This is a genomic window from Phycisphaerae bacterium (genome assembly GCA_017999985.1).
Taxonomy (GTDB): Bacteria; Planctomycetota; Phycisphaerae; order UBA1845; family Fen-1342; genus JAGNKU01.
The window spans coordinates 148,444-174,890 of sequence record JAGNKU010000003.1 but is presented as its reverse complement, the minus strand read 5'-3'; the positions used below and the strand labels follow the sequence as shown (position 1 = coordinate 174,890).

General features: G+C 66.8%; 21 protein-coding genes. 12 read left to right on the top strand and 9 right to left on the bottom strand.

What is annotated here, in order from left to right:
- Nucleotides 1–6 precede the first annotated feature (6 nt).
- The 8 genes from KA383_05920 (at nucleotide 7) to KA383_05885 (ending at nucleotide 11,524) form a co-directional block, all read left to right on the top strand.
- Nucleotides 7–1,209, top strand: a complete 1,203-nt coding sequence (locus KA383_05920; protein MBP7745651.1) for a CapA family protein — start codon at nucleotides 7–9, stop codon at nucleotides 1,207–1,209.
- The gene (locus tag KA383_05915; GenBank protein MBP7745650.1) at nucleotides 1,206–2,324 is read left to right on the top strand and encodes a glycosyltransferase; all 1,119 of its coding nucleotides are present in this window, start codon (nucleotides 1,206–1,208) and stop codon (nucleotides 2,322–2,324) included. The genes KA383_05920 and KA383_05915 overlap by 4 nt, the downstream gene beginning before the upstream one ends.
- A 165-nt stretch (nucleotides 2,325–2,489) precedes the next feature.
- The gene (locus KA383_05910) at nucleotides 2,490–3,617 is read left to right on the top strand and encodes a L,D-transpeptidase family protein (GenBank protein MBP7745649.1); all 1,128 of its coding nucleotides are present in this window, start codon (nucleotides 2,490–2,492) and stop codon (nucleotides 3,615–3,617) included.
- Nucleotides 3,614–4,885 (top strand): hypothetical protein, encoded by a 1,272-nt coding sequence (locus KA383_05905; protein ID MBP7745648.1) that lies wholly within the window; start codon nucleotides 3,614–3,616, stop codon nucleotides 4,883–4,885. The genes KA383_05910 and KA383_05905 overlap by 4 nt, the downstream gene beginning before the upstream one ends.
- Nucleotides 4,886–4,911: 26 nt before the next feature.
- Nucleotides 4,912–7,221, top strand: a complete 2,310-nt coding sequence (locus KA383_05900) for a glycoside hydrolase family 65 protein (GenBank protein MBP7745647.1) — start codon at nucleotides 4,912–4,914, stop codon at nucleotides 7,219–7,221.
- A 661-nt stretch (nucleotides 7,222–7,882) separates the two neighbouring features.
- Nucleotides 7,883–8,788 (top strand): WD40 repeat domain-containing protein, encoded by a 906-nt coding sequence (locus KA383_05895; protein MBP7745646.1) that lies wholly within the window; start codon nucleotides 7,883–7,885, stop codon nucleotides 8,786–8,788.
- Between the two features lie 581 nt (nucleotides 8,789–9,369).
- Complete coding sequence (locus KA383_05890; GenBank protein MBP7745645.1) at nucleotides 9,370–10,560, top strand: S41 family peptidase; 1,191 nt, start codon at nucleotides 9,370–9,372, stop codon at nucleotides 10,558–10,560.
- 193 nt (nucleotides 10,561–10,753) lie between these two features.
- The gene (locus tag KA383_05885) at nucleotides 10,754–11,524 is read left to right on the top strand and encodes an MBL fold metallo-hydrolase (protein MBP7745644.1); all 771 of its coding nucleotides are present in this window, start codon (nucleotides 10,754–10,756) and stop codon (nucleotides 11,522–11,524) included.
- On the opposite strand, the gene KA383_05880 is transcribed toward KA383_05885, so the two are convergent.
- The 3 genes from KA383_05880 to KA383_05870 all read right to left on the bottom strand — a co-directional run bounded on the left by KA383_05880 (nucleotide 11,490) and on the right by KA383_05870 (nucleotide 14,346).
- On the bottom strand, nucleotides 11,490–12,323 hold the full coding sequence (locus KA383_05880; protein MBP7745643.1) for a hypothetical protein: 834 nt from the start codon (nucleotides 12,321–12,323) through the stop codon (nucleotides 11,490–11,492). The genes KA383_05885 and KA383_05880 overlap by 35 nt on opposite strands.
- Nucleotides 12,324–12,364: 41 nt before the next feature.
- Nucleotides 12,365–13,648 carry an ABC transporter permease gene (locus KA383_05875; GenBank protein ID MBP7745642.1) on the bottom strand — a complete coding sequence of 428 codons (1,284 nt, stop codon included), beginning with the start codon at nucleotides 13,646–13,648 and terminating at the stop codon, nucleotides 12,365–12,367.
- A gap of 179 nt (nucleotides 13,649–13,827) precedes the next feature.
- On the bottom strand, nucleotides 13,828–14,346 hold the full coding sequence (locus KA383_05870; protein ID MBP7745641.1) for a hypothetical protein: 519 nt from the start codon (nucleotides 14,344–14,346) through the stop codon (nucleotides 13,828–13,830).
- 442 nt (nucleotides 14,347–14,788) lie between these two features.
- Between KA383_05870 and KA383_05865 the strand changes: the two genes are divergently transcribed.
- Complete coding sequence (locus tag KA383_05865) at nucleotides 14,789–15,520, top strand: hypothetical protein (protein ID MBP7745640.1); 732 nt, start codon at nucleotides 14,789–14,791, stop codon at nucleotides 15,518–15,520.
- A gap of 137 nt (nucleotides 15,521–15,657) precedes the next feature.
- Here KA383_05865 and KA383_05860 read toward each other — a convergent pair whose 3' ends face one another.
- The 6 genes from KA383_05860 to KA383_05835 all read right to left on the bottom strand — a co-directional run bounded on the left by KA383_05860 (nucleotide 15,658) and on the right by KA383_05835 (nucleotide 22,747).
- Nucleotides 15,658–16,632, bottom strand: coding sequence for an SPFH domain-containing protein (locus KA383_05860; protein MBP7745639.1), 975 nt, complete (start codon nucleotides 16,630–16,632; stop codon nucleotides 15,658–15,660).
- Nucleotides 16,633–16,664: 32 nt separating this feature from the next.
- Nucleotides 16,665–17,123, bottom strand: a complete 459-nt coding sequence (locus tag KA383_05855; GenBank protein MBP7745638.1) for a hypothetical protein — start codon at nucleotides 17,121–17,123, stop codon at nucleotides 16,665–16,667.
- Nucleotides 17,124–17,321: 198 nt separating this feature from the next.
- Nucleotides 17,322–18,368: a hypothetical protein gene (locus tag KA383_05850; protein ID MBP7745637.1), complete on the bottom strand. Its 1,047-nt coding sequence runs from the start codon at nucleotides 18,366–18,368 to the stop codon at nucleotides 17,322–17,324.
- Complete coding sequence (locus KA383_05845) at nucleotides 18,365–19,555, bottom strand: HEAT repeat domain-containing protein (protein MBP7745636.1); 1,191 nt, start codon at nucleotides 19,553–19,555, stop codon at nucleotides 18,365–18,367. The genes KA383_05850 and KA383_05845 overlap by 4 nt, the downstream gene beginning before the upstream one ends.
- A 256-nt stretch (nucleotides 19,556–19,811) precedes the next feature.
- Nucleotides 19,812–22,118: a serine/threonine protein kinase gene (locus KA383_05840; GenBank protein ID MBP7745635.1), complete on the bottom strand. Its 2,307-nt coding sequence runs from the start codon at nucleotides 22,116–22,118 to the stop codon at nucleotides 19,812–19,814.
- A gap of 53 nt (nucleotides 22,119–22,171) precedes the next feature.
- Nucleotides 22,172–22,747 (bottom strand): sigma-70 family RNA polymerase sigma factor, encoded by a 576-nt coding sequence (locus KA383_05835; protein ID MBP7745634.1) that lies wholly within the window; start codon nucleotides 22,745–22,747, stop codon nucleotides 22,172–22,174.
- A gap of 301 nt (nucleotides 22,748–23,048) precedes the next feature.
- On the opposite strand from KA383_05835, the gene KA383_05830 reads away from it, so the two are divergent.
- From KA383_05830 to KA383_05820, 3 genes are all read left to right on the top strand, one after another.
- Nucleotides 23,049–24,122: a hypothetical protein gene (locus KA383_05830; GenBank protein ID MBP7745633.1), complete on the top strand. Its 1,074-nt coding sequence runs from the start codon at nucleotides 23,049–23,051 to the stop codon at nucleotides 24,120–24,122.
- Between the two features lie 338 nt (nucleotides 24,123–24,460).
- Nucleotides 24,461–25,183, top strand: coding sequence for a polyprenol monophosphomannose synthase (locus KA383_05825; protein MBP7745632.1), 723 nt, complete (start codon nucleotides 24,461–24,463; stop codon nucleotides 25,181–25,183).
- Nucleotides 25,180–26,445 (top strand): DUF2029 domain-containing protein, encoded by a 1,266-nt coding sequence (locus KA383_05820; protein ID MBP7745631.1) that lies wholly within the window; start codon nucleotides 25,180–25,182, stop codon nucleotides 26,443–26,445. The genes KA383_05825 and KA383_05820 overlap by 4 nt, the downstream gene beginning before the upstream one ends.
- Nucleotides 26,446–26,447 lie beyond the last annotated feature (2 nt).

Sequence of the window (26,447 nt, the reverse complement as noted above, 5' to 3'; positions counted from 1 at the left end):
ACAACCATGATCCTGCTCGGCGACTGGGCCCCCGGCTCTCTGCACTGCGATGTGTCGTGGCCTGCCGGCTGCGCACTGCTGAATCTTGAAGGGCCGCTCCTGCCAGCAGGCCATCAGTTGCCACCGGCACCGAAGGCCGGGCCGCACTTGCACACGGTCGCGCCCCCGCCGCCCGCGCGACCGCTGGTCTGCGCGCTGGCAAACAACCACATCATGGACTTCGGCCCGGCCGGTCTGGCGGAGACGCTGTCCGCACTCCTGGCGGCCGGCATCCACGCGGTCGGCGCCGGCGACACGCTGGACGTTGCCCGCCAGCCGCTCTTCCTCGACGACGCCGGCACGCGCGTCGCCATCCTCGCCTGTTGCGAGGCCCAGTTCGGCGTCGCCGTCGCCGCGCAGCCCGGCGTAGCCGCCTTCGGCCCCTGGGTCTATGCGGCGATTCGCGCGTGCGCAGCCCAGGCCGACGCAGTGATCGTCTCGGTGCACGCCGGCGCGGAGGTTTCGCCTTGGCCCGCGCCGGCTATCCAAGACCTGTACCGCTCATGGATCGACGCGGGTGCGGCGGTTGTTCACGGCCACCATCCGCACGTGCCGCAGGGACTCGAGGAGTACCATGACGGGCTCATCTTTTACGGCCTGGGCAACCTCGCGGTGAACCCGCATGAGTGGCAGGCCTACCCCAACGCGCTCTGGTCTCTCGGTGTGGACATCCAGCTTGGCCGCCGGCCGCTCCAATGGCGGGCACTGGAGATCAACCTCACCGCCAGCGGCGAGCGGCTTGCGATCACCGCCCGCGAATCGGCGGAGCATGCCGCCTACCTGGCCGACTGCAACCGCCCGCTCGTGGACCGAAAGCTGCTGACGGCGCTCTGGCAGGACGTCGCCGTCCGGGCTTATCGCGAGTACTACCGCGGCTACCTCGGCCTGCCGCCGGAACGTGCCAGCGGCAAACCGACAGCCGCTCCCGTGACCAGCCTCTGGCGCCAGATGTGGTGCGGCGCACGGCCCAGCCCGCGCGCCTCCCGCCAAGACTACCTCCTCTGGCACCACCTGTTCGGCTGCCTCACGCATCGCGATCTCATCGCGACGGCCCTGGGTGTGCTGGGCGGGGAACTGCCGGACTTGCGTTCAGACGCCAGTCGCCGACTCGTCGATCAGTGGCTGCCCTGGACCCAGCCGTTCGCCACCGCCGCGGGTGCGCCGTCATGAGGTGGCTGATCGTCAATACCGACTACCCGGATTTCCTCCGGCAACTGTACGCGGCGGACGAGACGTTGGCCCGGCGGAGCTACGCCGAGCAGTGGCAGTCCCGCGTTGACAGCCTCTTCGGCGTAGCCGACTTCTACTCGACGCACCTGCGCGAACTCGACCATGAGGCCTGGGACGTCATCATCAACGCCGAGCCCATGCAGAAGCAGTGGGCCCGCGAGCAAGGTCTGCGCTGCGCACGCGACACGCAGTGGCAACTGCGCTGGCGGCGCGGCTTCGTCCCCTGGCCGACGCGTGCGGTCAACCGGCGCTGGCTGTACGACATTCTCGAAGCCCAGCTCAAGCACTACCGGCCCGACGTGCTCTACAGCATGGCGATTGAGGCGTTGGGCAGCGACTTCGTGCGCGTCGCCAAACGCTATTGCCGGCTGGTCATCGGTCAGCATGCCGCGCCGCTGCCCACGCATGACCTCGGCGCATACGACCTCATGCTCTCGTCGCTGCCGAACCTCGTGGATCACTTCCGCGCCCAGGGCCTGCGAAGTGAATTCGTGCGGCTGGCGTTCGAGCCGCGCGTGCTGCAGCACCTCGCGCCGGCCGAGAAGCAGTTCGATATCGCCTTTGTCGGCGGGCTCGGCGGGCCGCACGATGACGGCACGCGCATGCTCGGACAACTCGCGCGGCGCCACGCGGTCCACGTCTGGGGTTACGGGCGCGACCGACTGGCGCCCGACTCGCCGCTCCGCGCCACCTGTGGGCCACCCCTCTGGGGCCGGGCGATGTACCAGACGCTGCGCAACGCCCGGATCGTCTTCAACCGGCACATCGACGTCGCCGCCAACTACGCCAACAACATGCGCCTCTACGAAGCCACGGGCGTCGGCACGCTGCTGCTCACCGATCGTAAGGACAACCTCGCGCAACTCTTCGAGCCCGGGCGTGAGGTCGTGGCGTACGGCGACCTGGAAGAATGCGTCGCGCTGGCCGCGCATTATCTCGCCCACGACGACGAACGCGAGCGGATCGCCCAGGCCGGTCAGGCCCGCACGCTGCGCGAACACACCTGGGCCCACCGCATGGGCGAGCTGGTGGAAATCGCAAGCCGCTACCTCTGAACCATACACTGCCGGGTAGCCCCCTCACCGTCCCACCCTGGTGTCCTTGTGCCTTGGCGGTGCATGACCCGCGCCAGTGGCCATGCAGGCCGAACTGCGTTATCTTCACGCCGCGACCCGTCAGGACGACGGCCGCGAAACCGGACGTGCCCAGGAGGCGGCATCGTGAGAACTCATCGGCGACGCAGGAATCCATACACCCCCATCGTTTTCTCCGGCCTCTTCGTCGTGCTGGTGGCCGCCGGCGGCTGGTGGTACTTCCGCCGTCCGCCCAAGCCGGCGACTCTGCCGGCACCGCAAGCGCCAGCACCGGTCACCCCGGCCGCTCAGAAGCCGGTGACCATCCCGCACAAGCCGCCGGCGCGTCCGGTCGCGACGACCCAGCCCGCGCCGGCTACCGCCCCCGCGCCAAAAAGGGACGTCAAGCTGGCCGCGGATGAGCAGGTGCTGATCCCGACCGCGCCCACCAGTCAGCCCGCGCTGGTTGCCGCGCGCACTACGCAGCCCGCCGCCCCGACGACCCAGCCCAGCCCGCCCCGCGCCGCCAGCCGGCCGATCGCCGCCGCGCGCCAGCTGCTGGACACCGGCCGGGTCATCGAGGCGCGCCACGCACTCAACGCCCTGCTGAAGGAGACGCTGCCCGAGGCCGACGCCAACGAGGTGCGCACACTGCTGGCCCGCGTCGCCGACGAGTCCATCTTCAGCCGCCGGATATTGCCCGACGACCCGCTGATCGAATCCTACGTCGTGCAGTCCGGCGACGTGCTGCTCAACATCGCGAAGAAATACGACGTGCCCTACGAAGCCCTGATGGAGGTGAACGGCATCGCCGACGCAACGAAGATCCGGGTCGATCAGAAGCTGAAGGCCCCGCGCGGCCCGTTCCATGTGAAGATCTACAAATCGAAGTTCCGCATGGACGTGTACCTGCAGGACCTGTACATCCGTAGCTTCCGCGTCGCGCTGGGCAGCGAGAACGGCACCCCGGAAGGCGTCTGGCGCGTCAAGAACCGCCTCGAAAACCCGACTTACTATCCGCCGGGGTCCGCGACGGACAAGCGCATCATCGCCCCCGATGACCCGAACAACCCACTCGGCAAGCGCTGGATCGGCCTCGAAGGCATCGAGGGTGCATGCGTCGGACACGAGGGCTTCGGCATCCACGGCACCATCGAGCCCGACTCGATCGGCAAGGCCGTCTCGCTTGGCTGCGTCCGCATGCACAACGAAGACGTCGCCTTGCTCTACAAGTTGCTGCAGCCCGGTAAGTCGCAGGTGACGATCCTCCCGTGACGCTCTGGGCCGCGCTGCCGAAGCCCACGCCCATCTTCAATGCCGTCACGGCCCACCCGCCGCTGTCGCCACAGGAAATCCTGGCCGGCCCCTTCGGCCTGCTGGCGTTCCTGCCGCTGATCCCGTTGATCCTCCTGCTCGCGCGCCGCCGTCCGCGCGCCGCGCTCATCCTCGGCGGACTGGTCTGGCTGCTGCCCACGCTCCAGCTCACCACGACCGCCGTGCTGCTCGGCGGCGTGCTGGTGGCCAGCACCTACGTCCTGCTGCTCGGCGAACTCCGCCGGCGCAATCAGATCGGCCCGCGCACGATGATCGCGCTGGTCTGGGTCGGCCTGCATCTGCTGGCACTGCCGCTGTGGTGGCACGCGCAGCAGTCCTGGTATCCGTCGCGCATGGCCGCGCTGCACAACGTCGGCTTCTCGTACTTTCTGTTCCGCTTCATCGCCTGGGGCGTCGACCTCGCTCGCGAGCCACAACCGCCGACCCGCCTTGGCGACACACTCTGCTGGCTGCTCTACGCGCCCTGCATGCGACTCGGCCCTGTGCTACGCCGGCAGGAGTTTCTTGCCCGGTTGGACACCTGGGACCCGCGCCACATCCCTGCATGGCGCGAAGGCCTTAAGCGCTTCGCCCTGTTCCTCCTCGGCGGCGTCGGGCTCGCGGTCGTCGGCCGCCAGATTCCAACGATCGCCGCCAACGCCCCCGACTTTTTCGCCGAGCCGCAGCTCTTCGCCACCGGCAAGCTCGTGCGCGTCTTCTACCTGATTCCGATTCAGATCTACCTCCTGCTCTGGACCTACAACGAACTCGCCGTCGCCCTGTCCTGCTGGCTCGGCATCCGCGTCGACGACAACTTCAACCGCCTGCCCCTCGCCACCTCCGTACGCGATTTCTGGCACCGCTGGCACATTACCGTCGGCTCTTGGCTGCGGAATTACATCTACATCCCCCTCGGCGGCAATCGCCGGCACGGCACGCTCAATACCCTCGCCGTCTTCGGCTATTGCGGTCTTTGGCACGGCGCGAGCTGGTCCTTCCTGGCCTGGGGCCTGAGCCAGGCCGTCGCCCTGACGGTGCAGCGCGCCTGGGATCACGCGTGGCAACGCAGCGGCCGCAGGCCCCCCGCCGGCCCCCTCTGGACAGCCATCTGCTGGCTGCTCACCATGCACTACCAGATCGCCACGATCGTCGTGTTCGCCGACTTCGAACACCTCGGCTGGCGGCTGTTTCGCGAGCTCGGCCGCCGCATGGCTGGGGGCGGAGCCTGAAGCGATCCGCGAGACAAGGAGTGCGCGTGACAACGCTCGACACGTGGTCGATCGTCGAATCCACCTTCGACGTGGCCCATAACCGGCACTATGAGGGCCTCATGGCCATCGGCAGCGGCACGCTCCAGCAGCGCGCCGCTTTCGAAGAGGGTCTCCGCGACGACCCGCAGGACATCGAGTACCTGCGCGTCATGGGCAACGTCACCGTCGAGCAATTTCCCAGTTTCAAGAGCCGCGTCGGCACCTATCTCCCCGGCGTCAGCGGCCCGCACCCCACCTGCCGCGACGAGCTCATCAACCTCCCCGCGCTCCACGGGCTGCTCATCTACACCTCCGGCGAGCGCCTCGACATGGAAGGCGAGCGCATCACCGACTACACGCGCCGCCTGGACATGCGCGCGGGCCACCTGGTCCGCGAATTCACCTGGCAGACCATCTCCGGCGCCCGCCTGCGCCTGCGCTTCGAGCGCTTCATCAGCGCCCGCCGCCGGCACGTCATGGCCCTGCGCTGCACGGTCCGCCACCTGGACGGCCCCTCCGCCGAACTGCGCTTCCTCGGCACGCTCGACGCCGAGGTCCGCACCAATGGCTACGACCATTTCAAGGCCGTTGAGATTACCGGCGAGCACGAGCCGGTCACGCTCGCCGTCCGCACCAATTCGGGGATCGACGTCGCCGCCGCGGCCCTGCTGACGTCGGACCGCGGCCTGCTCTGGAACATCGAGCAGCAGCCACGCTGGGTCGCCTGCTGTGGCGGTTGCACGCTCGACCCTGGCCAGTCGCTGCGTATCGACAAGTTCGCGGCGCTTACGTCGTCGCACCATGTTTCCGGCTCGCCGGTCGATGTCGCCCGCAAGCTCGCCTGGGATGCCGCCGCCGCCGGCTTCGACCGCCTCGCCGCCGAGTCCGACGCCGTCTGGGCCGAGCGCTGGGCCCGTACCGATGTCATCATCGACGGCGACCCGGAGAGCCAACTCGCGCTGCGCGTCTCGCTCTATCATCTGCTCCGCGCCGTCGTCGAGGACGAGCCGCGCTGTGCCATCGACGCCAAGGCCGCCGCCGGCGAGGCCTATTGCGGCCGCTACTTCTGGGACACCGAGCTGTTCCTGTTGCCGCTGTTTCTGTATACGCGCCCCGAGATCGGCAAGACGCTCGCCCGCTTTCGCATCACCAGCCTCGCGGGCGCTCGCCGCAACGCCCAGCTCTACGGCTATCCCGGCGCCCGCTACGCCTGGGAGAGTTCGCCGAGCGGCGACGAGCACTGCCCCAACTGGCAATATGCCGACCATGAAGTGCACATCACCGCGGACGTCGCGTACGGACTCTTCCACGCCCACGTGACGAACGCTGACGACCAGCGCTTCCTGCTCGACGCCACCGAGGTGCTGATCGAGACGGCCCGCTACTGGTGCGCGCGAGTGACCTACTCACCCGAACGCGACGCCTACGAACTGCTCATGGTCATGGGCCCGGACGAATACACCCCCTTCAGTCGCAACAACGCCTACACCAACCGCATGGTTGTATTCGCGCTCACCGCCGCCGCGTTCCTGTGGAACAAGCTCGAGCGCAGCGACGCCGCCGCGGCCGCGGACCTGCGTACCCGCCTCCAGTTGCAGGACGCCGAGCTCGCCCACTTCGCCGAGGTCGCCAGCCGCATCCGGCTGCCCTACGACGACGAGCACGCCCTGGTGCCCCAGTCCGACGACTTCTTCGACCAGGAGCCGTTCGACTTCGACCGCTGGTGGCCGGACCGCACGCGCCGCGTGGGCGCCTGTGTCAGCCAGGAGCGCCTCTACCGCAGCCGCGTGCTGAAGCAGGCCGACGTGCTCCAGCTCATGGCCCTGTACCCGCACGAATTCGACGACCGGCAGATGCGCGTCGCGTACGACACCTACGCCCCGTTGACCACGCACGATTCCAGCCTCAGCCACGCCGTGCACGCCATTATCGCCGCCTGGATCGGCCTGCCCGACGTCGCGTTCGAGCACTGGCGCGCCTCCGCCGGGCTCGACCTCCGCCCGAACGAGGCCGCCGAGGGCATCCACGCCGCCTGTGCCGGCGGAAACTGGCAGGCCGCGATCTTCGGTTTCGCCGGCGTCCGCACGCGCATGCAGTCGGAGGTGTTGCACGTTGACCCGCACCTGCCGGCCGCCTGGACTGCCCTGCGCTTCCCGTTCGTCTGGGACGGCCAGCCGCTGGAAATCACCATCGAGCCGGCATCGGTGACGATCACGCATCGCGGCACACGCCCGCTTGCGGCGCTGATCTACGGCCAACCCGCCACGGTAGTCGCTGGCACAACACAGACCTGGCCGCGCCCGACCGCGCCGTAGTTTAGCTCAGGGGCCGCACAGGGGTCGGGTACATTTTCCGGCGCGCCAAACAGAGGCTCCGGACCGCCTTTCGACCCGCCGGGGAGCGCAAAGCTCTGCTTTGCCGCCCATCTTCGCCGGCAGGGCGCGCGAGGGTTGCCACGCGGTTTCAGCCCCTGGGATCGGAAACCCGCACTCCCCTTGTCTCTGCCGGCCCGAAGGGCGGTCGAATCAGCCTCGCATCCCCGCCGCCGGTCGCACACGTGCCGGCCGCGCAGTAACATGTCGCCGCGCCGCAAGCTGCGGCCGGCGTCTGCATCCCCGGCCGGTCGGACGTCTCGCAGGCGAAGCTGGAGGTATAGAAAAAGGTGGCTGTCCCTCAACACCTTAATACGTTTCTTGCTGACGGCCACCAGTTGAGGCTTGCTTCATCATGACAGCGAAAGGGTTGTGCATTCTCAGCGGTGTTGCGGCGGGTTGCGTGTGCACTGGCGTGGCGTGCGCCCCCCCCACCAGCACCCCCAGCGGGACTGCACGCCCTGTAAACGTGCCCTTTGCAACTCTGCCATGGATCGGCCGCGGAGGCGGCTTCCGCGAATGGGGATGTGGGGGGACGTACATTTACGGCAGTTCTGCCGAGCCGGAAATACTGGACGTCTGGGAGTGGGAGAACCACACACTCGTGAAGCGGCACGAGTTTCCCGTCCAGAACTGCGCGCACCCGGCTTGGGCGCTGAATGGTCGCTGCTTCTTTGCAGCGGTGAAGGGGGCCAAGTATGAACCGTATCATTTCTACATTGTGGAGACCAAAGAGGATCGAGCTACTCAGTGCCGAGTCCCTGATGGCTGGTACGTGACGCTAACGCAACCCAGCAGCAACGGGGTGCATGTGGCCGTGTGCCTGATCGAGGATGCTGGCGAACATGCCCCGCCTGACGCGAACTGGGACCACCCGAGATTGCGAGCCGGAGTTGTCGGGCCGAACGCAACTGATGTTGACTGGGTGGGAACACTGGCGGGCCGGCACAGCGGTTCCACTGATCCCCTTCGGTCTGTCGTGCCTTCCAATGATGGTGCGCACATCGCCATCGCGGGTTTGGACAACGGCGTTGCGATGGTCGATACCGCCGCCAGGATGCAAACCTGGTTCAAGCAACCCGCGGGCGAAGCCTCGCTCTTTTATGCGGCATTCGCTCCGGACAGCAAGATCGTCTACACCGGAGGGACCATGGCGGCCGTGTATGCCATGGATGTCGAGAGCGGCACGGAACTGGGCCGCTGGTATGCCTCGCCAACGGGTAAAGCGGAGTACGGTCACCGGATTTCATGCTTGGCGGTGAGTCCCGACGGAAAATGGGTCGCAGCCGGCACCGGGCCGGAGGGTCTGGTGTTCGTCGGATCTACCGCGACCAACAAACTGGTCAAGGTCCTCGATCACGGTGGTTCAACTGTGCTGCTGGTGCACTTCTCGCCGGACTCGAAAGCACTGGCGTCGTTCGTCCCTGGTACGCTTAAGATCTGGGGCGTTTCGATGTGGGACTCCTCGCAGACCAGCACGGTGCCTGTGTCAACGTCGCCTGCAGAGTAACCGGCAATCTGCGGACATCATACTGATTTCCGGTTGACGTCCGACGGGGCGCGGAACGTTCGCTCACTGCCGTTCGCAGCTCGGTTGGCGGACGCAGGCGCAGACCCTCGCTTGCGCTTCGGGCTCGGATTCCGGCGCGCTGCGCGGACGCGCCCGCTGGCGCTCGGGGCTCTGGCTCCGTCGCTGCCCGTCGCGGCTACGTCGCCTCTCCCCGTGCCTGCGTGGCTACCTGGCCACGTGCCTCTTCGGTTCCCTGTTCCCCGTTCCCTGTTCCCCGTTCCCTGTTCCCCGTTCCCTGTTCCCTGAAATCCCCCGCTCCCGCGCTCCCCCACCACTGCTCAAGAGCAGTGCCACACGCGCTGCGCGGACCCGCTCGCTGGCGCTCGGGGCTCTGACTGCATCGCTTCCGCTCCGGCTGACTTCTGACTTCGAACTTCGGACCTCGGATTTCCCACTTCCCGCGTCGTCATTTTTCTGTCAGACCCCCGCCCGGTTCCGCTAGGATGTAGTGAAAGCCGGGCGGCGTCCGTTTACGGCCGGCGACCAGTTCAATGGGGCCCGAAAGGGCGAAGGGTGCTTTCATGATGCGATGTTTCTACGGCGTCCTGCTGCTGTCCCTCACGATCACACTTGTTCCCGGCGGCTGCCCGACGGATGGGCTGCTGCCGGATGCCAACGACCCGGTTGACCTCAACGATCCGACCGGCCTCGACGACGACTTCGATCCGTTCGACGGCAACGACCCCGCCGACTGGGACGACGACTTCGACCCGTTCGACGGCAACGATCCGACCGACGCCGATGACGATGATGACGACAACGACGACGCGACGACCGGCGCCCAGGCGGTGTTCGACCAGGCGTGGGCCGCGTTCGACGAGACCTACTCATACTTCCATTACAAGGGCATCGACTGGGATGCGCTGAAGGCGCAATATCGACCGGACTTCGCCGATGACCTGTCGGCCGACGCCTTCGCCGAGGCTCTCGCCCCCATGCTCCGCGAACTGCACGACTGGCACGTCAGCGTCCAGAAGCCGGACGGCACCTACGTCGAGGTCTATACGCAGGACATCCCCCAGACGTATCCCTCGACGCCGCGCAAGCGCTACACCAACGATGACACCTACGAGACGCTCGGCGACAACGTCATCTGGCACTCGTGGTTCCAGGACAATATCGCCTATATCCGCGTCGATACGCTCGACACCAACGCCACGAGCGCCATCACGGCGGCGGACATCACCGACCTCTTCAACACCTACGCGGGTGCGGACGGCATGATTCTCGACCTGCGGCCGAACAATGGCGGCAACGAGAACTTCGCCGCCGAGATCGCGTCGCACTTCACGCTGGACCCCGTGACCTACGGCCACACCAAGACCCGCAACGGCCCCAGCCATGACGACTTCGCCGCCCTGCAGGACAAGGTGCTGGAACCCAGCAATGGCCACTTCTTCACCGGCCCGGTCGCCTGCCTCATCAGCGGCCGCTGCATGAGCTCCGCCGAGTGGTTTACGCTCATGATGCAGGCCTGCCCCAACGTCACGCTGATCGGCACGACGACCCGCGGCAGCTCGGGCAACCCGACGGAAGTCACGCTCGACAACGGCGTCAAGCTGCGCATCCCCACCTGGATCGCCTATACGCCGGCCATGGTGGAGATCGAGGACCGCGGCATCGCCCCGGACATCGCGGTGGCGGCCGACGCCAGCTTCGACGGCGAGCACGACTACGTCATCGAGCGGGCCATCGAGGAACTGACGAAGTAGGCCATCGCATCATATCCCGTGTGCCACTGCTCTCGAGCAGTGCAGACCGCGCGGCGAGGCCAAGCGCTCGACGTGTGCCGCGCCGCGCGGTATACGCGCATCAATGAAGGGACGCGCCCGACCGCCTGCCCCCGCAGTCCTGCTAGCCGCACTCACAGGCCTTGTCGTCGGCTGCGCGCCGGCACGCGACGCAGTGCAGGTCACCTACATCGCCAACGAAGGCTTCCTGATCCAGTCCGGCCCCGACAAGGTCATCATTGACGCGTTGTTCCACGATGACGCGCTGGACTACTGCGACGTGCCTTCCGCGGAGCTGCTGGCCCGGATCGAGTCCGGGACGCCGCCGTTTGCCGACATTGACCTGCTGCTGGTCACCCATGCGCACGTGGACCATTTCGACGCCGCATCCGTGGCGCGTTTTCTCAAGCATAACCGCCGGTGCCGGTTGGTGTGCCCCGGCCCGGTGCGCGAGGCGCTCCGGGACACGGTGCCGGGTTACGCGGACATGCAGGGGCGGATCCACGTTCCGCTGACCGGCTCAGACGCCATGGCCGCGACCAGGATCAACGGTCTGCGCGTCACGACCCTCCGGCTGCCTCACGGTGCGTACTTCATGAAGGATGAGCAGACCGGGCAGGAATATGACAAGCACGCGGACGTAGTGAATTTCGGCTATGTCGTCGAGCTGTCCGGAAACCGGCTCCTGCACGTCGGCGACGCGCTGCTGCACAAGAATCGCGAGGTTCTGACTCAACTGGGCGGACCGATCGATATCGCGTTCGTCGAGGGCTACGACATCTCGCCGGAATCGCTCCAGCTCATGTCCACCGTCGTCGCCCCGCAACACGTCGTCTACATGCACCTGCCCACGCAGAACCGGCAGCGTCTGATCGATGCCATCCTGGCGCGCGATCCGACCGCGACCCTATTCACCGAGCCGTTGGCCGAGAAGCGCTTTCGGTGAGGTCACTCCCGCGTGCGATCGGCGTCCCGCACTCCGGGCACCGGTCCGACGTCAGCCGATAGAGCAGGTAGCCGCACTTCTCGCAGTACTCCTCGTCGATCTCGATCCGCAGCGAGAGGTGGCACTGTGTGCACTGCGACCGCCCGGCGAGCATTACCTGGCTCAGCCCGCACCGCGGACACGTCAGCGTCAGCCGCATCGGCGTCGTCACCCCCTCGCCCGCAGAAACAAGCCCTATCCAGTGCAGCAAGATCACGCACAGCGTCCCGCAGACTACTCCGATCAGCAGAATCACGAGCCCCGGCAACACGAGTCGCTCGGGGATGTGCCACGCCACCCCGGCCGCAAAGCACACCATCAATAGCCCAGCACACACACGGGTCGCCAACCGTACCCATTCCCAGCGCCGCCGCAGCCGCGCCAGGCTCAGCAACCCGAAGTGCGCCACCACCAGGCTGAAGGTCAGCGCCACGAACGCCCCCGGCCGCGTGACCTGGCCGGGGTTCGGCCAGCCCCAGATCACCGTCATCCACGCCACGAACGCGACCGCCGACGACATGGTGCTCAGCGCCACGAAGAAAGCCCCGGCGCGCCGCCGCCACATCGCCAACCCGGCCACCGCCGTCAAGCTGAACAACAGCAGCAGCATGACGGACGCGAGGAAATCGTACGCGGTTGAACTCGGGCTCCACTGCCAGGCCGTGGCCCCCACGCCGATCACCGCCGCGCCGACGAGCAGCGCGATGGTTACGAGCAGCACATTGCGACGCCGCTGAGCAATCGCGACCGGATCACGCATGCCGGACTTCCCGAATCATGAGCCGGGCTGCGCGCCGGCGACTACCCCCGCGCCGGCCGCCGCCAAATGTGCCGCAGCCCGCCCAGCAGATCCCCGCTCTGCGCCACCGCCGCCACCACGATGATGACGCCCTTCAGAATGTCCTGAATCTCACTCGACACCGCGCGGAGCTGCAGAATGTTCGTCAAGTACCCGAAGATCATCACGCCCACGAGCGTGCCCAAGATGCTGCCCCGCCCGCCCATCAGGCTCGTGCCGCCGATGACCACCGCGGCGATCGCGTCCAGCTCTTTGCCCTGCCCCGCGTCCGCCTTGCCCTGTGTGTACTGCGCGCAGTACAGCACCGCCGCCAGACCCGCGAGCACGCCGCACGCCGTGTAGGCGAAGATCTTCACCCCTGCGACCGGCACGCCGGCCAGCCGCGCCGCCTCCTCGTTGCCACCGACCGCGAACACGTAGCGCCCCAGCGCGAGCTTGCGCAGCACCAGCGCGGCCCACAGCCAAGCCCCGATGAGAAACAGCCCGGGAATCGGCACCAGCTTCAAGTCCCGCACGCGGCCAGTCCGCAGCGTCTCCTGCCCGACCGTCAGGATCGTCGCACCGAGCTGCTCGAACGACGTCGGCGCGCCTGCATGCTCGGTGTCACCGGTGTAGATCGCGTGAATCTGCCCGCCATTGCCGGCGATGAACTTCGCCAACCCGACCGCCGCGACCATCATGGCGAGCGTGACGATGAACGGCTGGAGCCGCGTCTGCGCGATGATCACACCGTTGACCAGCCCGAGCATTCCGCCAACGACCGGCACGACCAGCAGCACGGCCAGTGTCGTGAACCCGTCACCCCACAGCCAGCGCGTCGGCAGGCACGCCAACGCCACCGCCGTCACCAGCAGCGTGCCGAACAGGACAATGCCCCCGTCGAGCGCGTTCCACTCCCGCCAGCGGGCCACCCGCCGCACGATCCCGTACACCGCCAGCCACGCGAACACCGCCAGGGCCGGCACCAGCATGTAATGCGCGCGGGACGCCCACCGCACGCCGGCCGCCCCCGCCTCCGGCCGCTCCATCAGCAGCATGGCGCACACGACGGTGCAAAGCGACATCACGCTGCCCACGGAGAGGTCAATCCCCGCCGTCAGGATCACCAGCGTCATCCCCACCGCCAGAATCCCGTTGATTGAGACCTGCGCCAACACGTCCCGCTGATTCGCAATCGTCAGGAACTGCGGATGCAACAGCGTGCCGGCGACGAACAACGCGCCCAGGCCGGCAAACAGCGTGACATACCGCAGCAAGCCCCGGAGTGACATCACGCTGTTGGTCATGGCGGCTCCGATCGTACCCGAAACCCGCCCACCCCGCACGCGATCCGACTGCGGCACTGCCGCCCTCCGGTCAGAGCCCAGAGCGCAAGCGACGGGTTGCCCAGCGAACGCACTCCGCCGGACGCGCGCTGGCGCGCGGGGCTCTGTGCCGCTCCGCCCAGGTATCTCAACGGCGGACGCTACCCCCGATGCCGCAGCGCTACCACAAAGCCGACACCGAGTGCGGGCCCCAAGTTCACCCACAGCAGCACGCACGGATGCAGCCAGCCCCACCCGATCAGCTCGCCGCCCCGCTGACTGACCCATCGCCCGACCATCTGCGCCGGAAACACGACGATGCCCACGCCGGACATGCCCTCATCTGGCGGCTCGGCGACGCCGTGGCACGCGAACGCGATGTGTTGCGCGAACAGCACCAGTCCGGTCAGACCGATGACAAGCGCGGTCACCATCGGGCTGGCCATGCCCGCCGCCCGCTGCACAACGATGAACAGCACATATGCAATCGCGAACGCCGCGACCGCCCGCAGGATCCACGGCAGCAGGAGGTAGGGCAAGCCCGCCGCCACGGGCCAGAGGACGACGATCAGCACCGCGGCGAATGCCAACCCGTGCGCCAGCCCGCGCCGCAGCCCGGTCGCCGGCGACCACTCGACCTCTACGCGCTCCTCGTAACCCACCGGCTCATTCAGCGACATCGCGTGTCCCCGTTGAGCGATGACGCGTGCTCCCCGGGGCCGCGCCACATTCACACATGCTACCACACCGCCGCGCCGCCAACCGATCCGAAAACGCCCGCAATCGCGGGACGTCGTCGTCCGCGCGGCGGCCCCATCCGGCGTGGGCAGCGGTAACTCCGCCTGAGAGCGAGGCTTGGCACACGCACACCCGTCGCGGTTTTCGTCGGCGGGCATGTCAGCACGCGTCGTCTTAACGGGGTTTTAGCGCGTTTTGGCTTGGCGCCGCACGTGGCGGGGCTATACTTTCGGGACGTTAGGAGGAGGTGGATTGCAGTTCCCGATCGCCGACAGCGCGGGCGGCTCAGCCACTACAGCCGTGGGGAAGGGTGCATCCACCAGGTCGTAGAGGTCGGAAACTGGTCCAGTTTATGGCATGCTCGAGGAGAGCGAGGAGGTCGCAATGAAGAAGATGATCTGTGTTTTGAGCGTACTGGCTCTGTGCGGTTTCGCGGCGAGCGCCGAGAACATCGCGTTCTGGAATTTCAACGACAGCACGAACCTGGGCACGTCCCTGTACCAGATTAATCCGCTCGGTACAGTCGGCGCGCAGACCGACTACCCCAACGACCTGGGCACCGGCACGGCCGAAATCTCGGTCTGGCAGGCCCCCGGCGACACCAGCTTCGGCAATCTCTTCGGCACCAACGGTGGCGCCGAGAACCAGAATTTCGGCAGCTACGCCGGCAACGTGCTGAATGACATCTCGCCCACGCCCACGGCGGGCGGGAGCTTCTCGATCCTCGGCACGGAAAACAACGGCCGTTACTTCCTGATCGAACTCGACGACGCGATCGAAGATTGCGTGCTGACGTACGCCACGCGCGGCACGGGCACGGGCTTCAACACGCACTCGTACTCCTACTCGACCGACAACGGCGCGTCGTGGACCTTCTTCGAGTCGCACGCGGCGCAGCAGACCAGCACCTGGGTGCTGCACACCGTCAACTTCGGCGATGTCTTCGCAGCCACCAGCGGCCACGAGAACAACCTGATCCGCGTCACGCTGAGCGGGGCCACGTCGACCAACGGCAACAACCGCTTCGACAACATCCTGATTGCTGGCACCATCGTCCCCGAGCCGACCAGCCTGCTGCTGGCCCTCGGTGCGGTCGGCCTGCTCCGCCGCCGCTAGGACGCTGACGAACTGAGGAGGAGAAAGGGGGGTGGGCGAGCGCGCCAGTGGCGCGCTCGCCCCAGTTGTTTTGTGACGCGCCTCCGTCTTGGCGCGGGGACCGAGGGAGCGTCAAACGCCTGCGTACCGAACTGCGGCTACGCGCTCGGTGGAGCCTTCGGCGCCCGGACCGCTGTCACGCGCTCCGCCTCGGCGGTCGTCAGCAGGGCCGCCGTGATCTGCTCCGACACCTGCGACATACCCTGCGGGCTGTACGGCACCATCATGATCGTCGACTTGCTGTGCGCGCCGACCGCGGTGACCGTGTCGTAGTGCTGCGTGAGCAACACCATCTTCGTCGCTTCCTCCGGCGAGATGCCGGCCTCGGAGCAGGCCGCCACCGACTCCTTCAAGCCGTTCGCGATCGCCAGGCGCTGCCGCGCGATACCCACACCCTGCAGCTCCTTCGCCCGCGCCTCAGCTTCGGCCGCCGCGATCACGCGGATCTTCTGCGCTTCCGCTTCGTTCTTCGCGGCCTCCTTCAGCCGCGCGCTGGCGTTGACCTGGTTCATCGCGTCCTTGACCTTTGCGTCCGGCTGGATGTCGTTCACCAGCGACTGCAGGATCGTGAAGCCAAACTGCTGCATGGTGTCCTGCAGCCGGTCCTTCACCGCCTGCGCGATCTTGTCCTTCTCGGCGAACACGTGGTCCACCGCCATGTCCGGCACCAGCGCCCGCACCGTGTCGAACACGTACGAGCTGATCTGCTGCCGCGGGTTCGTCAGCCGGTAGAACGCCGAGCGTACAGCCTCCGGATTCTCCGGCACGTAGTACTGCACGGCGATGATCAGGTCCACGAACACGTCGTCCTTCGTCTTCGACTCGACCTTGATCTCCAGCTCCTGCACGCGGTGAGTCACCCGGCCCGCGATGCTCTCGATCAGCGGCCACTTGAAGTTCAGCCCCGGCGGCGAAATCTTGCGGAAACGGCCAAAGCATTCCACCACGGCGTGCGTTTGCTGCTGCACCGTGAACATGCCGCTCGCGATGATGACCAGCAGGAACAGGATCAGGATGCCCGCCACGATCAACCCAGGTCCCATGATGTCCGCCACGATCAACCCAGGTGCCATTGCAGCCTTCCTTTCTCGAGCGCCGGCGCTCGTCACGCCGGCTTGCCAAACTCCGCCTGCACCAGCTCAACCGTCAACGTCTGCACGGGGTCCGGCAGCTCGTACGAGGGAATCTCGAGCGCCACCGTCGCGCCCCGCGGCCAGTCCTCGATCTCGCGCTGGGCCGCCAGGAGCACCAGGCCCGCGCTACCCGTGCCGCTGATACGCAGGAGCACCGCGCGCAGGTCATAGCCGCCGTTGAACACCTTCACCACCAGCGGCTCCGTACCCAGCAGCGGCACCCCGCCACCCACCGCGTGCCAGCGAAAGTACAGGTCCCGCGCCGCCTCGATCTCCTGGCAGCCGTCCGGCGGCGTCAGCGGCTCCGGATGCGGCGCCCGGCCCGCGCCGAGCACACCCTCCGCACCCGCGATCAGGGCCAGCCCGCAGTTACGGCAGAACCGGGCCAGCTCCGGGTTCCAGGATCTGCAGCGCGGACATTCCAGGGGCATGGTCTCGCTCTCCGCCCGGCCGGCCCATACCGACCGCTCCACCGCTCTATGAAATAGTGTACCTGACCCCCTACCAGCGGCTACTACAGATGCACACGGAGTTTGTAACGCCCGGCCGCCTCCCGGGCACATCCCCCCAGGCAGCAGCGCGGCCCCCCGGCGCCGCGCTGCCGCATTCGAAAAACCATCGCCCGGACGTCACTGCTCCGGCGGCACGTTCACCGGTAGCGCATCCACCTGGCCGCCGGTGAAGGCCTTGATCATCTCGACCAGTTCCTGTTGCTTCTGTGCGCTGTACCGCGGCCCGCGCGCCGCATACGGGTCGATCCCCCCGAAGTAACGCAACAACGGAATGCCCGCGGCCAGGTCCAGCGCACTTCCACGAAAGATCATGCTGCCGTCGCGCAACGCCTGACGGTCCAGCATGTCCCGCGTCCTGAACCGCGGGTCCGCCCAGCGCGCGTCCACGCTGAAGTCCGGCGGTACGTAGATCAGGTCCTGCACGTCGTACACCGCGATGTACCACTCGCGCCCGTCCTTGTCATACCAGCTCGGCGAACGCGCGATCACGCCGTCCTTCCACTTCTCCCGCCTCGCCACGCGCTCCGGCCAGTCCGGCGGATAGGTGACGATGCCGTTCGGGATCAGGCGCGCCTCGTCCGCCTCCATCAACGCACGGACCTCGTCACGCCGGTACGCCTCGCGGAGCGCCTCCTGGTATACGAAGCTCTCCCGATCGTCGGCTTGAAGCGCGGCGGTGTTCACCAGCCCCGGCGCCGGCTGATAGCCGTGTCGCGCGACCGCCGGCACGCCGCGCCGCACGGGCTGCGGCACGGCCGCGTCCGTGGGCATGGGTGCCTCGACGCCGGCACGCGGGGCCACACCGGCGCGCGCCGCGCGCGCCAGCATCCCCTCGGCCTGCAGTTCGAATTCGCTGACGTCGGCGTCTGCCGGCACATCGCGCAAGAGCGCCAGCACCCGCTGCGCATGCTGCACCGCCGTCGTCAGGTCACCCGCCGCCAGCGCCTTCCGGCCCAGCACGGTTTCCAGGCGCGCGACCGCCAGGTTGGCCGCCTGCCGCGCGGCCTGCTCGGCCTGGTTCAGAGCTTCCGGCGGCACCGCAGGCGCCGTGGGCGGCGCCACCTGCCCCGGTGCGCGCTCGATCAACTGCTGATCATCCGGGGGTTCGCCTGCGGCCGCGGCCAGCACCACGCCGCACGCGAGCAAAACGCCGTATCGCTTCATCGCGGGCTCTCCTCGTACCACCGCCGCCAGGCCTCGCCCTCGAACCCGAAGTTCTGCCCCGTGAGCCGCTTGAGCGCCTCCAGTACCTCGGTGCGGTACACCGTGACCTCGCGGAACTGCCACTCGTTGCGGACCGGCTCGTTCCACAGGACGAAATCGCGATAGACGCCGACTTCCGGCCGGTGGACGACCAGCCCGCCGCCACTGGACAGGTGGACCGTCGTCATCGTCACGAATGTCTGCGGCCAAGTGCGCATGTATTGACGCAGCGGCACTTCCACCCACCGCTCGCGCTGCGCGGTGAGCAGGGCGATCAGGTCCGGCACCGCTTCGGGCGCCTGCAACTGCGCGAGTCCCGTCGCGGCGCGGGCCAGGATGACATCGCTGCCACTGCGCAGTGCGGCGCGATATTGCGCCACGATGCGCGGGTCCTTCCGCGGCGCGAGGGCCGCCACCGCGCGCGCGCGAATGTCCTCGTCGTCGTCCACGAGCCCCAGCACGCCGAGGTTCAGCGTGGCCTCATCCTCCGGAAACCGCGACAACATCTCGACCAGCAGCAGTCGACTGTCGCGGTCGCCCAGTCCCAGCACCTGTGCCAGGGGCAGGATCGCCAGCGGGTCCCGTATCTCGCGGATGCGCACCCGCCCTTCGTCGACCAGCCGTGCAAGCGAGCTGTCCAGCAACGAATGCTTGATCGCGCGAATCCGCTGACTCCATTCCGCCTGGATCGCGCGCGCGAGTTTCTCGGGCTCGACCGCCTCATCACCGTTGTCAGCCGCCGCCTCCCCGCCCGCTTCCGCGACCCGCCGCCCGTCGACCCACAGCGCCCCGACGCGCACATAACCCAGCGCGCGACGGGCCGCCGCGTGGTCCGGGTCGAGCTCGACCGCGCGACGCAGGTGCCGCCGCCGCTCCGCGCGCAAGCCCTGCTCATCACACCAAGCCGCCAGCTCCGTCTGCTCGTCAGCCGTGTCCGCCGTCGCCCGCACCCGGCGATCATATTCCTCGAATGGGGTCGCAGCCTCCTCGACGGCGACGACGGAAGAAGCGGGAACGCTCACGATCCCAACGGTCGTCCGAATCCGGTAATTCCCCTCGTCGATCGTAAGCAGCGCGCCCGAGACACTGCCACCGTTGCGAAGCTGAAACACATCCCCCGCCGCCCCGACTGGCCACACCAGCAGCACCGAGAGAATCAGCGCAGGCCCCCTCAGCAGCCCCGGCGATCGACAGCCTGGCAACGTGCGGCGGCAGCGCACTACCGGTCCTCACCGTCCCCCGCCGACGGTCTCTGACTCATTTTAGACGATCCGGGAAGCTGTAAGTTCCCCCGGCCGCCGAAGAATCCTCCGTGAAAGTCGGTGACTTGTTTGGTTTTCGCCTGTCGAGTCCGTCTTCAGCCACCTTTAAAGCCCGCGATAGATGCCGCCGTGCAGTTACCAGTCACCGAAACTGAGCGGTAGCGCCGCCTCCTGGTGACTGGCCGCGACACGGCGGCAGCGGGATTAATCTCCAGGCTTCAATCGGCGGCAACTTGCGCGGATCGCCCTCCGGCAGGTGTTTGCGATTGCGGTCGTAGGTATCGTCAGCACGCGGGCCGCGGATGATCTCACCGGACGAATCGATCAGCCACGTGAGGCTCGTAAGGGCCTCTGGGTAATCGCTGGGCAGGTATACCGAGAGACGCACCCCACCCGGCGCTGTCTCACGCGGACAATCCACGTACAGACGCACCCGCGTATCTAGCGGAGCGATAACGCAAAGGCTCCACTCCGGTCGGAGCTGCGGATTGTCCGACTCGTTCGAAATGTACTCGCGGGTGTCGAGACCTCGCCGTAAGCGCAGTGCGAGGACAACCGGAGGATGTGAACGCTTCGCACCAGCAGCGAGGCCGCGGTCCTCAATGAAGCACTCGCCGTTGACTCCTGCCAAAATGAGCACTCCGGCGTCGCGTAGCCAGCAGACTGAGTCGACCAAGGTGTTTATCCACGCCTGGTAATGGCGCTCCCCCTTCAGGTCATATACGTGAAGCGCACCTTGCGTCGTGTCGTCGTGTCCGAAAGCGACCACGATCTCCATCTCCGGGAGCTCCGTAAACACATCTGCCACGACGCCGGACCGGACCCCGAATGTCTCTGAGGCAAAAACGCGGTTCGGGTCCGTCAGCAACGCGCCTGGAATATCGTTGTCCTCGACGACGCGGCGCCAATGCAACTCGTGATGGCTCCGACTCAGGTCGTAGCAACACACTCCGGGGCCCTCGGACTCCAACGTGCTTGCTGGCAGACCCACAACGGCCAGCCGTTGACGCCCCGCTTGCGACGGAGCCAGAACCTCCGCCATCCCGACGGCACGCTCGGTACCGTCTCCCCAGCTGCGCAGCGGGCGGTTCCCGGCAGTTAGCAGCGTGGCACGGTCCTTGCGAAACTCGTCGAATTGAATGCGGTCCGGTCGGAGCGCCAGATTCTCCGCGATAACCAGCACTAACACCACCGTCAGCCCCAGTATCAGACTGCAAGCAGCGCCGGTAGTGTAAATGGGGTGCCGAATGACCCAGCGCACGGTGGATGCCCACGGGCTCGGCGGATGTGCGTCGACGCGCTCGCCTTGCAGGTGCCGTCGGATATCGAGCGCCAAGTCTGCGGCTGAGCCGTACCGCTGCTCGCGGTCCTTGGCCAGCGCCTTGAGCACGATCGCGTCCAGCGAACCTCGCAACTGGCGAACGAGCGCGATATTTCCGCTAACAGCCGCCGATGGCAAACGTGGCTGTTCCTGCTGAATCCGGCGTATCGCCTCCCAGGCGCTCAACCCGGTGGCACAGTACGGCAACACGCCGCACAACAGTTCATATAAAACTACGCCCAGAGAGTAGACGTCCGTGCGCACATCGACATCGCGCGGATCGCCAGCGCACTGCTCAGGGCTCATGTACTGCACGGTGCCAATCAGCTGCCCAAGATCAGTAGCGTGCGTTGTCAGCGCGATGTCCTTGTTTGTGACCCGCGCGATACCGAAGTCGATCACTTTCGGTTGTCCATCTGCCCCAACGAGGATGTTCGCCGGCTTAAGGTCGCGATGAATGATGCCCTTCTGGTGCCCGTAATGCACCGCCTCGCAAACAGGCAGAAAGAGTGCGAGCCGCCGACGCGTGTCGAGCAGCTTCGCCGCAGCGTACTCAGTGATAGTCGGCGCGCCCGGGATGTATTCCATTGCGAGGTACGCCACGCTGCTCCCCGCCCAGACTGACATGCCCTTTGGAGCCGTAACTACCTCCGCCTGATAGACTTGTGCGATGTTCGAGTGCCGCAGATGCCCCAAAATCTCGGCCTCCAGCCGAAAACGCCGCAGCACCATGGGCGTTACCATGTGTGGTTTAAGCACCTTCAATGCCACCGCTCGCCGCGGCCGGTCCTGGACCGCCTCGTACACTGTGGCCATGCCGCCGGCAGCGATTACACGTATGACCTCGTAGCGCCCCAGCCGCTCGCCAACCAGCGGATCTTGAGCACCGGCGCTGGTGTCCGGCAACGTGCTGGTCGCGAGCAGGCTCTCGAGATCCGGTGGTACCGGCGGCGGAGCCAGGAAGTGCGGCGGTACCGAGGCTGCATGAGCAAGAAGGTCCTCCACTTCTGCCCGCAGCTCGGTGTCGTTACCGCAGGCTTCGTCGAGATAACTGGCCCGATCGGCAGGTAACCGCTGGATCGCATCCGCGAACAACTCCTGTACGCGCTCCAATCGCCTTGCACCCATGCCGCAGATCCATGGGGGAGAGTCGGCCCCACCAAACCAAGCTCACCCGTAAGCTATTTGCTGGTCAACTCACGCCTCAGCCACGCCCGCGCAAACCACCAGTCCAACTCAACAGTGCGGGGCGAGACATCCAAGATGCGCGCCACCGCGTCCACATTCAATCCTGCGAAGTATCGCAGCATCACCACCTGCGCTGCGCGCGGTGCTTCCTGTTCCAGGCGCTGCAGCGACTCGTCCAACGTAAGCAATTCGGCAGCGTCCAGATTCTCTTCGCCGGCAGACAGTTCGTCGCACGCCCCGACGGCGCGACGGCCACCGCCACGCTTCGCGCTCCTGCTACTACGTGCGTAATCCACGCGGATCCGGCGCATTGCCTGTGCTGCGGCCGCGAAGAAATGTCCGGCGCTGTTCCAATCCATATGCCCGTCACCGACCAGGCGGAGGTAGGCCTCATGCACAAGGACAGTCGTTTGAAGCTCGCAACCGCCTGGTTCAGCGCTCATCTGGCGATGCGCAACACGACGCAATTCGTCGTACACCGCCCGCCAGAGTTGTTCTTGAGCAGCTTGGTCACCCACGCTCGCTGCAGCGAGCAGTCGCGTCAACGGATTCTCCACTCCTGCGGACATGCCGTGTGTCCCATCCGCCGACCATTTTACCATGCTGAGCATCGCGCGCTACAGATCCGCGTCCACTCGGCCGCACGATCGGTCCACGTGAGCAGAGTATGGGGGAATTTTTTTGCGCCACAGGACGGACGTCTACGCACGTACGGGCGGATGCGGGGCGTGGGACACGGTCGACACCAAAGCAGGCACCGCCCGTCAGACGGGCCTCGAATGTTAGACCGGCGGCCAAAGCAACCATACGCCACGCGGACGGTCCGCGTGCGTGTCGGTCAGAGCACACAAGTCCATTAAGGAGAGGCACATGGATGCACTGAGACGAACGCTAATCGTCGTGAGCGTCGTAACTCTGGGAGCCCAGGCGACCCCGACCCTCGGGCAGTACTGGCAGTCCGTTGCCCAAGCTGCGCCGTGGGACGCCCGGTCCGGACACGCGAGCATCGTATTTCAAGACATGATCTTCGTCATGGGCGGCTACGCCGAGGCCACCGGCCAGCTATTCAACGACGTATGGCGGTCCTCGGACGGCGAGCATTGGATCGAAGCCACGGCCAGCGCCCCCTGGGCACCGCGCGAGCTCTTGGGCGCAGTGGTGTATCAAGACCGAATTTGGATCATGGGTGGAACAGACAATTCGGGGTGCTTCAACGATGTGTGGTGCTCGACTGACGGCATGAATTGGGAGCAGAAACCTACCGCGCCGTGGGCGCCAAGATACGGCCACGGCCCATTGGTGTTTGATGACCGGATCTGGGTACTCGGCGGTGCCATCGAAGTCGGCGGATCCTATGTCAATGACGCGTGGTACACGGTGGATGGGGAAGCCTGGGTTCAGGCGCGCGCGGATGGCGACCCCGATGGCTTCATGCCCGCGGCCAGTAAGCGTGGCGCGGTCTTCCAGGATCGCATGTGGCTGACGGGCGGAAACACGTCGCGTGGGTATACGGACGAGGTATATTGGTCCACAAACGGCGTGCAATGGGTGCTCGCCACGGATGAGCCCGGTTGGCTCTCGCGCGGCCACCACGCACTGATCACTTTCAGGGGGAGTCTGTGGCTGTTTGGCGGCTATCGCGGATCAGGCACTGAACTGCTCAACGACGTGTGGAGGTCACCGGACGGCGTGCAGTGGTTTCAGGTTCCCGACGCGCAGTGGGGCCCGCGTGCCCTTCATTCGGCATTGGTCCACCATTGTACACTCTGGGTGCTCGGTGGACATGTGGGGGTGAGCAACGATCTCGCGGATACATGGAGGTTGATGACCACAGGCGATCTTAACTGCGACGGGCTGGTCGATTTCAAGGATATCAACCCATTCATTCTGGCGCTAACGAACCCGGCCCAGTACGCCATCGAGTACCCCAGTTGCTGTGATTAGACCAACAGCCAGGCAGGGCCCATAGTCGATTGCGTAGCATCCGGCTAAGCGCCGCTGCCGCCCCCTGGGCTCGATCACAGGGGGCGGCTCGCTTTGTCTGACGCTGACATATGCAGCGCTAAGCCACAGACAGCGCAACGGGCCACGACCCGACGTGACTGGCACAAGCTCCGGACACTGCTGGCATTGGAGGAGGAGCGCCTACGAAGTGACCAGGGTGCAGTCCGCCACGCAGCGATGCTGAATATCCGGCGACCGGTCCGTCTCCATCAATATCGGCCACATGCCCCATCTGCGGTGCTACGCAATGTCGCCGCCGGCGGCTACACTGCACCGCCATGACACTGAACGCCGCGCGGGTCACCGTGGTCGTGCCCACCTACAACGAGCGCGAGAACCTCGCGCCGCTGGCCCGGCGTGTCTTCGATGTGCTCGATCCGCCGGAGACCGAGCTGCTCGTCGTCGACGACAACTCGCCCGACGGCACCGCCGCCGCCGCTGAAGCCCTGGCCCAGACGTACCCGGTCCGCTGCCTGGTGCGCCGCGCCGAGCGCGGACTGGCCACCGCCGTCATCGCCGGTCTGCAGGCCGCCCACGGCGAAATCGTGGTCGTCATGGACGCCGATCTGTCGCACCCGCCCGAAAGCATCCCCGCGCTTGTCGACCACCTGCGCGATCCACGGGTGGAGATGGCCATTGGGAGCCGTTTCGTCGCCGGCGGGCGCGTCGATCTGCACTGGCCGCTGCACCGACACCTGAACAGCCTCGTGGGCCGCCTGCTCGCCCGGCCGCTAACGCCGGTCCGCGACATGATGTCCGGCTTCTTCGCCGTCCGGCGACGTGACCTGCGTCTCACGGAGCTTCGCCCGGTCGGCTACAAGATCGCGCTCGAGCTGATCGTGCGACACCGCTGGCGAAACGTCGTCGAGATCCCGATCTCGTTCACCGACCGCGCTGCCGGCCAGACGAAACTCAACATCGCCGAGCAACTCCGCTATCTCCGGCACCTGGCGCGCCTGTACGCCTTCGTGTTGTTCCGTCGGCAAGCGCGGCCCACATGACTGACCAACCGCGCACATCCCGACTCCCTCCCCGCGAATGGCACGCACTGCTCGCCGCCGCTCTCGTTTACGCCATCCTGATCGCGGTCGTTGCCGCCTGGCGCGCCGAGAGCACGTCGGACTTCCGCGACTTCTGGGAAAACGCGGTGCATTTCCGCCAGACGGGCGAGATCTCCACGCAGCTCGGCGTTCACAACTACCTGCCGTTCTTCACGATCTTCATGTTGCCGTGGGGGCTGCTCCCCCTGCACGTCGCCATCGTCGTGTTCACGCTGCTCAGCCTGGGCCTGTTCGGCGTGACCGTCTACCTGGCGGAGTCCCTGCTGAACGACGCATTGCGCCGCGGCCCGCGCCTCGCCCTGCTGCTCTCCGTTGCCCTCGTGCTGCCCTATGTCCATTCCTGCGCGGTCCTCGGCAACGTCGGGCTGCTCGTGCTCTTTCTGATCGTGACCGCGTGGTACCTGCTGGAGCGCGGACGCGACACGGCCGCCGGCTGTGCGCTCGGCCTGGCCGTTCTGATCAAGCTCCTCCCGGGCGTACTGGTTGTTTTCCTGTTACTCAAACGCCGCTGGCACGCCGCCGGCACTGCTGCCGCCGTGGTCGTCATCCTGGGCCTCGGCTTACCCGTGCTCGCGGTCGGCGGATCGCGGACGGTGCAACTGCACCAGGAATTCTTCCGAGGCGCGGTGCAGGGCGGCTCCGCGATCACGACGCTGACCGCCGACCAGCCGCAGAAGGCGATGTACAGCAACAACGCCGTGCCGATCGTGCTGCGGCGCCTCCTCACCCCGCTCGACGGCGGCAAGGAGGCGGCCGGCGCGCTGCGGGTGAACGTCACGGACCTGCCGCGCCCCGCGCTGGTCAGTCTCTACCTGGCGTTGATGGCCCTCTTCGTCGGCGGGTGCGTCGCCGCCACGATGTGGGGTGTCCACCGCTGGCCACCGGAGGATGTGGATGGCGTGCGCACATTGCGTGCGCAGTTCGGCGCGTGGTGCTGCCTGATGCTGCTCGCGTCGCCGCTGGTCTGGACGCACTACCTGCCACTGGCCTATTGGCCGCTGGCGCTACTGACGGATCACCTCATCCGCGCGTGGCGGGTGGAGCATCGCGCGCCGCTTGGCACCGTTGTTGCGCTGAGCGGCTGGCTGGTAGCGATCATGCTGTTGGCGTGGCCGGCGGCGCGCGCAGCCGGCGCCCAGACGGCCGCCGTCGTCGTCCTGTGGATCGCGATGATCGGTCTGTCGCGGCGGAGCGCGCCCTGAGG